Source organism: Stenotrophomonas maltophilia, assembly GCF_006974125.1.
Lineage (GTDB): Bacteria > Pseudomonadota > Gammaproteobacteria > Xanthomonadales > Xanthomonadaceae > Stenotrophomonas > Stenotrophomonas maltophilia_O.
In genome coordinates, this window is record NZ_CP037858.1 from 3,840,645 (window position 1) to 3,853,273 (window position 12,629).

At 66.2% G+C, this 12,629-nt stretch carries 11 protein-coding genes; 9 read left to right on the forward strand and 2 right to left on the reverse strand.

Annotated elements, in window-relative coordinates:
- Window positions 1-49: 49 nt before the first annotated feature.
- The gene (gene upp / locus EZ304_RS17755; protein ID WP_099551208.1) at window positions 50-682 is read right to left on the reverse strand and encodes a uracil phosphoribosyltransferase; all 633 of its coding nucleotides are present in this window, start codon (window positions 680-682) and stop codon (window positions 50-52) included.
- A gap of 214 nt (window positions 683-896) precedes the next feature.
- Here upp and EZ304_RS17760 point away from each other — a divergent pair, with 214 nt between their 5' ends.
- The 6 genes from EZ304_RS17760 (at window position 897) to EZ304_RS17785 (ending at window position 8,854) form a co-directional block, all read left to right on the forward strand.
- Window positions 897-3,410 (forward strand): TonB-dependent receptor, encoded by a 2,514-nt coding sequence (locus EZ304_RS17760; RefSeq protein WP_428999719.1) that lies wholly within the window; start codon window positions 897-899, stop codon window positions 3,408-3,410.
- Entirely contained in the window at window positions 3,410-4,525 is a 1,116-nt protein-coding gene (locus EZ304_RS17765; RefSeq protein ID WP_099551206.1) for a phytase, read from the forward strand. Before EZ304_RS17760 ends, EZ304_RS17765 begins: the two co-directional genes overlap by 1 nt.
- A 14-nt stretch (window positions 4,526-4,539) precedes the next feature.
- On the forward strand, window positions 4,540-5,889 hold the full coding sequence (locus EZ304_RS17770) for a purple acid phosphatase family protein (protein ID WP_260678440.1): 1,350 nt from the start codon (window positions 4,540-4,542) through the stop codon (window positions 5,887-5,889).
- A gap of 10 nt (window positions 5,890-5,899) precedes the next feature.
- On the forward strand, window positions 5,900-6,514 hold the full coding sequence (locus EZ304_RS17775) for an inorganic diphosphatase (protein ID WP_099551204.1): 615 nt from the start codon (window positions 5,900-5,902) through the stop codon (window positions 6,512-6,514).
- 89 nt (window positions 6,515-6,603) lie between these two features.
- Window positions 6,604-8,019 (forward strand): cryptochrome/photolyase family protein, encoded by a 1,416-nt coding sequence (locus EZ304_RS17780; protein WP_142808120.1) that lies wholly within the window; start codon window positions 6,604-6,606, stop codon window positions 8,017-8,019.
- Window positions 8,020-8,158: 139 nt separating this feature from the next.
- The gene (locus EZ304_RS17785; RefSeq protein WP_010484399.1) at window positions 8,159-8,854 is read left to right on the forward strand and encodes an OmpA family lipoprotein; all 696 of its coding nucleotides are present in this window, start codon (window positions 8,159-8,161) and stop codon (window positions 8,852-8,854) included.
- 248 nt (window positions 8,855-9,102) lie between these two features.
- Here the strand turns inward: EZ304_RS17785 and EZ304_RS17790 are convergent, their stop codons facing one another.
- Window positions 9,103-10,134, reverse strand: coding sequence for a LysR family transcriptional regulator (locus EZ304_RS17790; RefSeq protein ID WP_005409107.1), 1,032 nt, complete (start codon window positions 10,132-10,134; stop codon window positions 9,103-9,105).
- A gap of 147 nt (window positions 10,135-10,281) precedes the next feature.
- Here EZ304_RS17790 and EZ304_RS17795 point away from each other — a divergent pair, with 147 nt between their 5' ends.
- The 3 genes from EZ304_RS17795 to EZ304_RS17805 all read left to right on the forward strand — a co-directional run bounded on the left by EZ304_RS17795 (window position 10,282) and on the right by EZ304_RS17805 (window position 12,594).
- Window positions 10,282-10,509, forward strand: a complete 228-nt coding sequence (locus tag EZ304_RS17795; protein ID WP_012510726.1) for a hypothetical protein — start codon at window positions 10,282-10,284, stop codon at window positions 10,507-10,509.
- Window positions 10,506-11,276, forward strand: a complete 771-nt coding sequence (locus tag EZ304_RS17800) for an SDR family NAD(P)-dependent oxidoreductase (RefSeq protein ID WP_049400332.1) — start codon at window positions 10,506-10,508, stop codon at window positions 11,274-11,276. Before EZ304_RS17795 ends, EZ304_RS17800 begins: the two co-directional genes overlap by 4 nt.
- Window positions 11,277-11,367: 91 nt before the next feature.
- A complete protein-coding gene (locus tag EZ304_RS17805) occupies window positions 11,368-12,594 on the forward strand; it encodes an efflux RND transporter periplasmic adaptor subunit (RefSeq protein ID WP_099551201.1) in 1,227 nt (408 codons plus the stop codon).
- Window positions 12,595-12,629 lie beyond the last annotated feature (35 nt).

Here is a 12,629-nt window from a genome sequence, read left to right on the forward strand (position 1 = left end):
GGGTCAGATCCCTTTGCGCAGGCAAAGGGCTCTGACCCCTTCAACCAGATCACACCACGCGGGTGCCGAAGATGCGATCACCGGCATCGCCCAGGCCCGGCAGGATGTAGCCCTTGTCGTTGAGCTGGGCATCGATGGCCGCGGTGTAGATTTCCACGTCCGGGTGCACGGCCTTGACCGCGTCGATGCCTTCCGGGGCGGCCACCAGGAAGATGCCCTTGATGCGGCGGGCACCGGCACGCTTGAGCATGTCGATGGTGGCGATCAGGGTGCCGCCGGTGGCCAGCATCGGGTCCAGGATCAGCGCGTCGCGCTCTTCCAGGCGGCCGGTCAGGCGCTCGAAGTAGGGCACCGGCTGCAGGGTTTCCTCATCGCGCTGCAGGCCGACCACGCTGACGCGCGCGGCCGGGATCAGCGACAGTACGCCGCTGAGCATGCCCAGGCCGGCACGCAGGATCGGCACTACGGTGATCTTGGCGCCGGCGATGCGCTGCACGGTGACCGGGCCGGCCCAGCCGGGCAGGGTGTGCGGTTCGGTGTCCAGGTCGGCGGTGGCCTCGTAGGCCAGCAGCGTGCCCAGTTCATTGGCCAGCTCGCGGAAATCCTTGGTGCTGAGCGCGGCATTGCGCATCAGGCCGATCTTGTGCTGCACCAGCGGGTGGCGCACTTCGACGATCTTCATGGTCGGGAAGGGGAAAAGGAGAGAGGACGCCATTTTGCCGGATTGGACGCCCAACCCCAAACCGGGCCGGAGACGGCCTGCATGAAATGTGCAGATCCATGTCACGGCCATGCAACCTTGCGGACATACCGTGCAGACCCATTCTTAACAGGAATGGGGATTCCCAGTGCATATCAAGACTCCGTTGGCCGTTGCCATCACCCTGACCCTGGCGATGGGGGTTGCCGCACCACTGCAGGCCGCCGGGCAGCAGGCGGTCGCCGCCACCGGCGCCGTGGCTGCCGATGCGGTCGACCTGGACCGCATCGAAGTGCGCGCCCAGCTTGAATCGCAGATCCGCGCGGTCGACCTCAAGCGCAGCAGCGACGCGATCGAAGACGCGGTGTCCTCCGATGCGCTGGGACAGTACCCGGACAAGAACGTGGCCGAGTCGCTGCAGCGGCTGCCGGGCATCAGCGTGACCCGCGACCAGGGCGAGGGCCGCTTCGTGGTGATCCGTGGCCTGGATGCCAATCTCAACAGCGTCAGCGTGGATGGCATCGCCGTGGGCACGCCGGAAGATTCCAGTCGCGCCGCGCCGCTGGATGTGATCCCGTCCGATTCCACCGAGCGCCTGCGCGTGGTGAAGTCGCCTACCCCGGACATGCCCGGCGACGCCATCGGTGGCGCGGTGCTGGTGGAATCGGCCTCGGCCTTCGACCGTGACGGCCGCAGCCTGCGTGGCAAGATCGAAGGCAGCCACCAGCAGCTGTCCGGTGAAACCAGCCCGAAGGCGGCCTTCAACTACAGCGAAGTGTTCAACGACACCTTCGGCGTGGCACTGGGCGTGAACTACCAGAAGCGCACGTTCGAGTCGGACAACACCGAAGTGGAGTACGACGGCGAGGATGACGCCGCACCTGGCGACGTCACCGCGATCAACCTGCAGCACCGCAAGTACGAGATCGAGCGCAAGCGCATCGGTGCCAACCTCAACCTCGACTGGCGCCCGAATGAAGACAGCAAGTACTACCTGCGCACGCTGTACAGCCAGTTCGACGATGCCGAAACCCGCCAGCGCGTGATCTTCAACTTCGACGACGCCAGGATGGTCAAGACCGGTACCGACCAGTACCGCCTGGACGGCATGCCGAAGGATTCCATCGACAAGCGCATGCGCTATCGCACCAAGAAGGAAAACACCTTCGCGGCCAGCCTCGGCGGCGAGAACAAGCTGACCAATGCCGTGGTCGACTACAAGGTTGGCTACACCCGTACCGAAGAGCGGGTGAATGACGAGATGGAAGCGCGCTTCAAGCTCAGCGGCAAGGCCTTCAATGGCACGCTTGACCAGAGTAGTCGCCTGCCCAGCTACAGCTTCGACAATCCGCAGTGGCTGGACAACAGCAACTACGCCTTCGACCGCTTCGTGCTCTCGCCCAAGCAGGTCAATGACAAGGAGCACAGCGCGCAGGTCAACGTGCGTTTCGACGGCGACAGCGGCAGCATCAAGATCGGCCTGCTGGGCCGCTGGCGCGACCGCGACGTCAATGTCGACGAGAACGAACTGCGGGTCGGCCCGAAGGTCGCGCTGTCGAGCTGGAGCACCTCCTCGCCCGAACACCGCCACGGCAACCTCGGTGACGGCATGGACTCAGCTGCGATGCGCGCGTTCTGGGCGGCCAATGGCAGCCAGTACAGCGCCCGCCCGCAGGACATTGGCGGCAACGCGATGACCTCGCTGGAAGAAGACTACGTGGCCAGCGAGGATATCTTCGCCAGCTACGCGATGGGCACCTGGGATATCGGTGCACTGCGCATCATCGGCGGCGTGCGCGTGGAGAACACCCAGTTCAAGGCAACCGGCAACCAGGTGGACGTGGCGGCCAACGGCCGCAGTTTCACCGTCACTCCGCGCGTGGCCAACAGCAGCTATACCAATGTGTTGCCGGGCCTGCACCTGCGCTACGACGCCGCAGACGACTGGGTGCTGCGTGCCTCGGCCAACAAGACCGTATCGCGCCCCTCGTTCGGTGACATTTCACCGCGCGTGGGCTACAGCCGTGGTGACGAGGAAGTACGGCTGGGCAATCCGGAACTGGACCCGTACGAATCGAAGAACATCGACCTGTCGGTGGAGAAGTACATCGGCAGCAGCGGCATCGTCTCGCTGGGCCTGTTCCACAAGTCGATCGACGGCTACATCGTGGAAACCGTGCGCACCAACGATCCGGCCTACGGCGGTTTCGACGTGACCCAGCCGATCAACGGCCGCAAGGCCACCGTGCGTGGTGCCGAGTTCAACTGGCAGCAGCAGCTGGCCTTCCTGCCTTCCGGCCTGGATGGCCTGCTGGTCGGTGCCAGTGGCACCTGGCTGGACACCACGTTCGACGCCGGCATCAAGGACCGTGCGGGCGAGGACTTCACCCTGCCGCGCGCCTCCAAGCACGTCTACAGCGCTCACATCGGCTATGAGAAGTACGGTCTGAGTACGCGGCTGGCGGCGGTGTACCGCAGCGAGTACCTGGACAGCATCGGCAAGGGTCGCGCCTTCGATATCTACGTTGCGCCGAACACCCAGCTCGACTTCTCGCTGGACTACAAGTTCACACCGCGCGTGAGCATGTACCTCGAAGCGCAGAACCTGCTGGACAAGCCGCTTGAGCTGTACCAGGGCACGCGCTCGCGCACGCTGCAGATGGAAGAGTATGGCCGTACCTACGCGCTGGGCCTGAAGGTGGCCCTGTGATGGGGCGTCGCATCACCGTCATGGCCGCGGCGCTGGCGGCTACCCTGCTGGCTGGCTGCACGGCGGCCACCGGCAACGATCCGTCCGTGGCCAAGCCCGAGGTGAAGGCCACGGCCGAGCGTGCGGTGACCACCATCGCCGAGGCATTCCTTTCGCCGATGACGCCGGCCGACAACATCGATTCGCCAGCCGCCTGGCGTGCACCTGACGGAAAGCTGTGGCTGATCGCCACTGCCAAGGCCACCGACAAGCTGGTGGTCTATGACGGCAGCAGCGGCCAGCACCTGCGCGACGTAGGCAGCAGCGGCACCGCGCCAGGGCAGTTCGACCGCCCAAACGGCATCGCGGTGACCGACGATCTGCTGTGGATCGTGGAGCGCGACAATCACCGCGTACAGGTGCTGAGCCTGCCGGACTTCACCCCGCTGGCGACCTTCGCTGCGGACGACCTGCGCAAGCCGTACGGGCTGTGGGTCGACCGCCGTGCCGATGGCTACAGCGTCTACGTCACCGACTCCTGGGACAACGGCGAGGATGCACAGGGCCGTGACATCCTGCCGCCGCTGGCCGAGCTGGACAAGCGCGTACGCCAGTACCAGGTGACCCGCGACGGTGCGAAGGTCGAAGCGAAGCTCGTGGCCAGCATTGGTGACACCACTGAGGCGGGTGCCCTGCGCGTGGTCGAATCGATCTGGGGCGACCCCGAGAACGATCGCCTGCTGATCGCCGAAGAGGACGAGAGCTACGCCAGCGAGTTCAAGGTCTACACGCTGGCCGGGCGTTTCACCGGCACCACCTTCGGTCGCGATGTGTTCAAGGCGCAGGCCGAAGGCGTGACCCTGCGCACCTGCGGCAAGGACGGCTGGTGGATCACCACCGAACAGGGCAAGCAGCGCAGCGTGTTCCACCTGTTCGACCGGCACACGCTGAAGCCGGTTGGTGCGTTCCAGGGCAATACCGTGGCCAACACCGACGGCATCTGGATGATGCAGCAACCCAGCGCGCGCTTCCCACACGGTGCGCTGTATGCAGTGCATGACGACCAGGGCGTGGTGGCGTTCGACTGGGAGAGCATCGCCAAGCAGTTGGCGCTGCCGCTGGAGTGTGGCGCATGAGGGGGCACTGCGTGATGCGCACGCTGGCGCTGGGCCTGCTGCTGGCGTTGCCGTCGCTGTCGTTCGCAGCGGCCGAACCGAATACCCAGGTGCCGGCGGGCAGCCGCCACTACGCAGCGACGACGGTCCCGGACCGCATCGTCGCCTCGCCGGCGGTCGATTCCAGCCATGGGTTCGCCGTGGCCTGGCGTACCGACGGCAGCGTACAGGCACCGCTGCTGGAGATTGCCCCCGCCGGGGATTCGCCGGCCATCGAGGGCATCCGCCAGGTGCGCGCAACGACACGCGCGCTGCAGACCGAGAACGGGCTGTCGCACCACCACCGCGCCGAAATCAGCGGTCTGCAGCCCGATACCCTGTACGTCTACCGCGTGCAGGGCAATGGCAGCTGGAGCGCCTGGAACCAGTTGCGCACGCTGGCCGCGGCCGACCAGCCGCTGACCCTGCTGTACTTCGGTGATACCCAGAACAAGAACGTCAGCCATGTCAGCCGCGTGGTGCGTGCCGCGCAGAAGGCCGCACCGCAGGCACGCATGAGCCTGTTTGCCGGCGACCTGGTCAGCGGCGGCGACAACATGGATGACAGCGAGTGGGGCGAGTGGTTTGCTGCGACCAGCTGGCTCGCGCAGGAAACCCTGGTGGCCCCGGCGATCGGCAACCACGAGTATTTCGAGGAATTCGAGGACACCCCGCAGGAACGCCGCGTGCTGGGCAGGCATTGGCCGGTGACGTTTGCGCTGCCGGGCAATGGTGCTGCCGCCGCGCAGCAGACCAGCTACTGGTTCGATGCGCAGGGCGTGCGCGTGGCCGTGGTCGATGGCACTTCGGCACTCGACCTCGGCACCGCCAAGGCACAGGCACAGTGGCTGGACAAGGTGCTGACCGGCAATCCGCAGCCGTGGACCATCGTGCTGCTGCACCAACCGTTCTACTCGCCGCGTGAAGGCCGCGAGAACGCCGCACTGCGTGACGTGCTGTTGCCGGTGGTACGCCACCACAACGTCGATCTGGTGCTGCAGGGCCACGATCACACCTATGGCCGCCGTGGCGAAGGGCAGGCCGCGACGCCACAGTACGTGGTGACCGTGGCGGGGCCGAAGCAGTATCGCCTTTCCGACGAAGCGCGCAGGACGATGGACCCGGTGGCCGAGGACACCCAGCTGTTCCAGGTGTTGCACATCGACCCGCAGCACCTGCGCTATGAAGCACGCACCGTGACCGGCCGGCTCTACGATGCCTTCGAGCTGCGCCGCGAAGCCAAGGGTGGCAAGCAGCGCACGGAGCTGGCCGAAGGCCGCATCACGCCACGCGACTGCCCGCGCGCGCAGACCGCCAAGGGTCGTGCCGACCGCTGCTGGGAATGAGGACGCACCGATGACCACGCCCCGTCGTATTGTTCCTCTCGCTGCCATCGGTGCCGCCCTGCTGTTGCTGACCAGTGCGGTGACCGCTGCCGATGCCGTGCTGCATCCGTTCCTGGTGGCGCAGCCGAAGCAGGCGCCGCAGGAGGTGAATCTGGCCGTGGAGATTCCGGCCGGCAGCTTCACCAAGTACGAGATCAAAGAAGACGGCCTGGTCCATGTGGACCGCTTCCAGTCGATGCCGGTCGCCTATCCGGCGAACTATGGTTCGATGCCGCGCACCCTGGCCGGTGACAACGATCCGCTGGATGCGCTGGTGCTGACCCGCGAACCGCTGCATCCGGGCGTGATCGTGCGCTTCCGGCCGATCGGCTACCTGAAGATGATCGATGGCGGCGAGCACGACGAGAAGATCATCGGCGTGCCGACCGACAAGGTCGACCCGACCTACGCCAATATTCGCGATCTGAAGGATCTGCCTGAGATCGAACGGCAGCGCATCGAGGCGTTCTTCCGGGTCTACAAGGACCTGCCGGCCGGCCGTAATCCGGTGCAGCTCAATGGCTGGGGCAATGCCGCCGAAGCCCGCGCGCTGATCAGTGAAGCGATGGAGCGGTTCAAGCGGTAGATCCACGCCATGCGTGGATGGCCGGGCACGCGCATCTCCTTCACCGCGGCTGGCTATCATGTCCGCCTTTCACAACGAAGGCGGTGTCTGTGTCGGTAGCGTTGGTATGGTTCCGCCGTGATCTGCGCCTGCAGGACAATCCGGCCCTGCAGGCCGCGCTGGATGCCGGTCACGACGTGGTGCCGGTCTATATCCATGCGTCGCACGAAGAAGGTGAGTGGGCGCCGGGTGCCGCCTCCGATGCGTGGCGCCATCGTTCACTGGGCGCATTGGATGCCGACCTGCGCGTGCGCGGTTCGTCGCTGGTGCTGCGCAGCGGTGACAGCCTGCCGACCCTGCAGCTGCTGATCGAGCAGACCGGCGCCGAGGCCGTTTACTGGAACCGCAAGTACGAGCCGGCCACGCAGCCACGCGATGCCACCATCAAGCGCATGCTGCGTGAGCAGGGCATCGACGCGCAGAGCTGCAATGGCAGCCTGCTGTTCGAGCCCTGGGATATCGCCACCCAGCAGGGGCAGCCGTACAAGGTGTTCACCCCGTACTGGCGCAACGTGCTCAGCCACTGGCGCCTGCCGGCGCTGCAGGCCGCACCGAAGGCGCTGGCGGCGCACGCGGTCGACAGCCTCGCACTGGATGATCTCCAGCTGGCACCGACGCTGGACTGGGACACCGGCTTCTGGGAGCACTGGCAGCCTGGCGAGGCCGGCGCGCTGGAGGCGTTGTCCGTGTTTGAGGACGGTGCGTTGCGCGGGTACCGCGAGCAACGCGACCTGCCGGACCGGGTCGGCACCTCGCGACTGTCGCCGCACCTGCATTTCGGCGAAATCGCACCCTGGCGCATCGCCCATGCGCTGGAAGGGTTGCGCAGCGCTGGCACCGACACCGATATCGACGGCTATCTGCGCCAGCTGGGCTGGCGTGATTTCGCCTACCACCTGCTGCATCACTTCCCGAAGACGTCGACCGACAACCTCAACCCGCGCTTCGACCGTTTCCCGTGGGCCACACCGAGTGCCGCGCAGCTGCATGACTGGCAGCGCGGCGACACCGGCGTACCGATCGTCGATGCCGGTCTGCGCGAGCTGTGGCACACCGGCTACATGCACAACCGGGTGCGGATGATCGTGGCCAGCTATCTGTGCAAGCACCTGCGCGCGCACTGGCTGCATGGCGCACGCTGGTTCTGGGACACCCTGGTCGATGCCGACCTGGCCAACAACACGATGGGCTGGCAATGGGTGGCCGGGACCGGTGCCGATGCCGCGCCGTACTTCCGCGTGTTCAACCCGGTCACCCAGGCCGAGAAATTCGATCCGCAGGCCCGCTACATCAGTCGCTGGGTGCCCGAACTGGCCGCGCTGCCGGTGAAGGCACGATTCGCGCCCTGGCAGCATCCGTTGCTGCTGGCGGCGCACGCACCGGACTATCCACGCACGCCGCTGGTGGATCTGGCCTCAGGTCGCGATGCCGCGTTGGCGGCTTACCGCCAGTCGGGGGCGGGGTAAAGGGCGACCTGAGCGATCCGGTCAGTTAGCTGAACGCGGCCCTGTCGACGTGCCCGATCATCATTCCGGCATCGCATCGGGCTGTTTATTCTCTTTGCGCCCGCAGGCCGCCGGCCGACCGGAAACCAAGGAGAACCTCATGATCCGCAACACCACCCGCAACGTCGCACTGGCCCTGATGAGTGCGGCCGTCCTGTCGGCCTGCGCCACCGGCGGCTCCTACGTACAGAGTGACCAGTACGGCAACCCGACCGAGCAGCAGAACCGCACCGGCCGCAACGCGCTGATCGGTACCGCCATCGGCGTGGCAGCCGGCCTGCTGACCGGCGACAGCGCCACCGAGCGTCGTCAGCATGCCCTGATCGGTGCCGGTATCGGCGCGCTCAGCGGCGCCGCCGTCGGCCAGTACCAGGATCGCCAGGAACGCGCGCTGCGCGAGCGCACTGCCAACACCGGCATTGATGTGCAGCGCCAGGGCGACAACATCATGCTGAACCTGCCGGACGGCATCACCTTCGACTTCGGCAAGTCGACCCTGAAGCCGCAGTTCTACGGTTCGCTCAACGGCGTGGCGGGCACCCTGCGTGATTACAACCAGACCATGATCGAAGTGGTCGGCCATACCGACAGCATCGGCAGCGATGCGGTCAACAATCGCCTGTCGAAGGAACGTGCCGACTCGGTCGCGCAGTACCTGATCGGGCAGGGCGTGCAGAGCGTGCGTATCGAAACGCTGGGCGCCGGCAAGTCGTACCCGATTGCCGACAACAGCACCGACGCCGGCCGCGCCAAGAACCGTCGCGTCGAGATTCGGGTGATTCCGCTCAAGCAGTAACGCGTAGCGTTACAGTTCCGGCGCAGCCGGAACGAAAATGCCGCCCTTGCAGGCGGCATTTTTGTGGGTGCCGAGCGTTGCTCGGCACGCCGATAGCGCTCCCGGTTGCGGCTTCTCCGAACGGCGCCGACCAAGGTCGGCATCTACCGGAAGCCAGGCGCAGCCGGAACGAAAATGCCGCCCTTGCAGGCGGCATTTTTGTAGGTGCCGAGCGTTGCTCGGCACACCGATTGCGTATGTAGAGCCGGTCATGCCGCCGAAGCGGCCACCTTCTCCAGGATGCGCTTGCCGCTGCTTTCCAGTGCCGCGTCTTCCTTTTCCTTCTGCTGCTGCGCCAGCTTCGCACCCGGGCATTGCGCCAGCATGTAGTTGGCGTCGAAGTTGAGCTTCTCGACCAGGAAGTCGACGAACGCCCGCACCTTCGGCGAGACCAGGCGGCCGCCGGCGAACACGGCGTTGAAGTCCACTTCCGGGCCGGTCCAGCCGGCCAGCACGCGGCGCACCATGCCCGATTCAACGAACGGCTTGGCCATCACGTCGCCGGTCAGCAGCAGGCCTTCACCACACACCAATGCCCCATTCAACGCAGACATGTCGTTGGCGGTCATCAGCGGGGTGACCGGGAAGTCGCGCAGTTCACCGCCGTTCTCGCCCAGCTGCCAGGTGAAGCGCGGGGAATTGCCCGTGTGGTACGGCTTGCGCATCGCCAGGATGCGATGGAACTGCAGTTCTTCCGGATGCAGCGGCTCACCATAACGCTCGATGTAGGCCGGGCTGGCGAACACCTGGGTGCGCAGGCTGCCTAGCTTGCGCGCGACCAGATTGGAATCGGGCAGGGCACCCACGCGCAGCGCCAGATCAGCTTCGCCGGCGATCAGGTCCAGCTTCTCGTTGCCCATATGCATGTCCAGGCGGATCTCTGGATACTGCGCATGGAACTGGCCCAGCAGCGGCGCAATCCAGGTGATGCCGATCGAATAAGGCACAGTGAAGCGCAGCCAGCCACGCGGGCCGGACTGCAGCTGGCTCACTGCGCTCTCGGCTTCTTCAAGCTCGCGTGCGATGCGCTGGCAATGTTCGTGATAGATCGAACCAGCTTCGGTTAGGCCGAGGCGGCGGGTGGTCCGGTGCAGCAGGCGCGCACCCAGGCGCGTTTCCAGCTCCTGCACTTTGCGGCTGACCGTGGTCTTGGGCAGGCCGAGCGATTTGGCAGCGGCAATGAAGCTGCCTTGCTCGACCACTTTGACGAAGATCAGCGTCTCGTTGAGATCGTGGGACATGGTCTGGGATCCTGGACGTCGGGGATGGGACAATCGTGACAGAACGATTGGACCGGGAGCGGGATGATTATTCCCCTTAATCAGGACTAATCAAGTAAAGGTTTGAGGTCTATCGTGGCGCCATTCGTTATTTGGAGCCCGTTCGCCATGAGCCTGCGCAACATTCTTGCCCGTCTCCGGAACGCCGGCCAGAGCACCCTGGACCTGGCAATGACCGTTGAAGTCCGCCCGAGTTCCTTGGTACACAAGGACTTTCGTGAGTTTACCGCGCCCATGCGTCAGCAGCGTGGCGGTGCCATCCGCCTGGTCCCGCACAAGGGTGACCGCCTGCGTCGAATCGGGACTATCCCGGATTTGGGAGGAAATGTCCCGTGAATGGGATGCTGACGCCCGAAGTCCTGGTTCTCGGCGGCACCGGTGCCGTCGGCCAGGGCGTGGTCGGCGCATTGCTGGAAGCCGGCAGCCCGGTGCTGGTGGTCGGTCGCGATCCGGGCCGGCTGGCGGCGCTGCATGAGCAGTTCGCCGACGAGCCGGGTCTGGAGACGCTGCTGGGTTCGCTCAGCGATGACGGCTCGGCGCGCGCACTGGCCGAACGCATCGCGCATCGCCCGCGTCCGCTGGCAGCCGTGATTGCCGCAATGGGCGGGCCTTACCGTCGCGGCCGGGTGACCGACCGCAACGGCGATGAACTGCTGGGTGCGATGCAGGCCGACCTGATGCCGCACGTGCACGCGGTGCGTCATCTGCTGCCGCTGCTGCAGGACAACGTGCATGCGCGCCGCTACGTGATGATCGGCAGCCCGGCCAACGCCAAACCGTGGGCGGGCTACGGCGAGACCTCGATCACCACCGCCGCGCTGCGCATGTATGCGCAGGTAGTACACCAGGAAGCGCAGGCGCTGGGCGTGCGCGCGCAGATGCTGGAAGTCTGCAGCCCGGTGTGCACCCCGGCCAACGCGGCCAATGCCTGCATCGAGTGGCCCAGCTCGCTGCTGGTCGGCCGCCGCGTGGTCTCCCTGCTGGATGGCTGCCGTGACAACCGCGCCATCGTCCGCTGCGACAGCAGTGATGCCGAGCTGCCGCGCGGCCTGCTGCACCTGGACGTTCCTCCCCTGTGGCGCGATACCGCAGGCGTCGCTTGACCTCGACCATGGTTGAGGTCGCAGGATACGCCGCCTGTTTTTGCAACACGTTCTCATCTAGCTGTACCACCCCTCCGTACGGATGCATGCCATGACTTCCCCCAATTCCACCCCACATCGTTTCGGCCATCGCATTGCGATGGCCGGCGTGTCGATCCTCGCCGCGGCCGTGCTTGCGGCCTGCAGCGGCGGCCATGCCGAAGAAGCCGGTGCACCGCCGCCGCCGCAGGTCAGCGCCGCGCCGGTGCTGGTCAAGCAGGTCAGCCAGTGGGACGAGTTCAGCGGCCGCGTCGAAGCGGTGCAGAGCGTTGAACTGCGCCCGCGCGTGTCCGGCTACATCGACAAGGTCAACTACGTCGAAGGCCAGGAAGTGAAGAAGGGCGAAGTGCTCTTCACCATCGACGCGCGCAGTTACCAGGCCGAGTACGATCGCGCCGCTGCCGAACTGGCCCGCGCCCGCACCCAGGCCACGCTGGCCCGCAGTGAATCCGAGCGTGCCAAGCGCCTGTCCGAGCAGCAGGCCATTTCCACCGAGACGGCCGAGCAGCGTCGCGCTGCGGCCGATCAGTCCGGTGCCGCCGTGCAGGCGGCGCAGGCTGCGCTGGATGCGGCCCGCCTCAACCTGGAGTTCACCAAGGTGCGTGCGCCGATCGACGGCCGTGCCGGCCGCGCGATGGTCACCGCGGGCAACCTGGTCACCGCCGGCGACAGCGCCAGCGTGCTGACCACGCTGGTCTCGCTCGATACCGTCTTCGTCTACTTCGATGCCGACGAAAGCACTTTCCTGCGCTACGCCCAGATGGCACGCAAGGGCGAGCGCCCGAGCGAGCGTGACAGCGAGCTGCCGGTGAAGGTCGGCCTGTCCGGTGAGGAGGGCTATCCGCACTCGGGCAAGGTTGACTTCCTCGACAACCAGGTTGCCCGCAGCACCGGCACCATCCGCGTCCGCGCACTGCTGGACAACGCCGATCGTCAGTTCACCCCGGGCCTGTTCGCCCGCGTGCAGCTGCTCGGCAGCGGCCAGTTCCAGGCCCTGCTGATCGACGACAAGGCCGTACTGACCGACCAGGACCGCAAGTACGTCTACGTGGTCGACAAGGATGGCAAGGCCCAGCGCCGCGACATCCAGCTCGGCCGCACCGCCGACGGCCTGCGTATCGTCGAGCACGGCCTGGCCGCCGGCGACAAGGTGATCATCGACGGCGTGCAGAAGGTCTTCATGCCGGGCATGCCAGTGCAGGCCAAGGCCGTGGCGATGCAGCCGCAGGCTGCGCCGCCGGCACCGGGCCGTGATGCGACTGCCGCACTGAACCACTGATCCGCGTCCCCGCTTAGCTGCCGGCGCCAGCGGCA

What these genes read in the sequence shown, in the direction of transcription:
- upp (WP_099551208.1), bottom strand. Translation starts at nt 682, where the DNA reads ATGAAGATCGTCGAAGTGCGCCACCCGCTGGTGCAGCACAAGATCGGC.
- EZ304_RS17760 (WP_428999719.1), top strand. Translation starts at nt 897, where the DNA reads ATGGGGGTTGCCGCACCACTGCAGGCCGCCGGGCAGCAGGCGGTCGCC.
- EZ304_RS17765 (WP_099551206.1), top strand. Translation starts at nt 3,410, where the DNA reads ATGGGGCGTCGCATCACCGTCATGGCCGCGGCGCTGGCGGCTACCCTG.
- EZ304_RS17770 (WP_260678440.1), top strand. Translation starts at nt 4,540, where the DNA reads ATGCGCACGCTGGCGCTGGGCCTGCTGCTGGCGTTGCCGTCGCTGTCG.
- EZ304_RS17775 (WP_099551204.1), top strand. Translation starts at nt 5,900, where the DNA reads ATGACCACGCCCCGTCGTATTGTTCCTCTCGCTGCCATCGGTGCCGCC.
- EZ304_RS17785 (WP_010484399.1), top strand. Translation starts at nt 8,159, where the DNA reads ATGATCCGCAACACCACCCGCAACGTCGCACTGGCCCTGATGAGTGCG.
- EZ304_RS17790 (WP_005409107.1), bottom strand. Translation starts at nt 10,134, where the DNA reads ATGTCCCACGATCTCAACGAGACGCTGATCTTCGTCAAAGTGGTCGAG.
- EZ304_RS17795 (WP_012510726.1), top strand. Translation starts at nt 10,282, where the DNA reads ATGAGCCTGCGCAACATTCTTGCCCGTCTCCGGAACGCCGGCCAGAGC.
- EZ304_RS17805 (WP_099551201.1), top strand. Translation starts at nt 11,368, where the DNA reads ATGACTTCCCCCAATTCCACCCCACATCGTTTCGGCCATCGCATTGCG.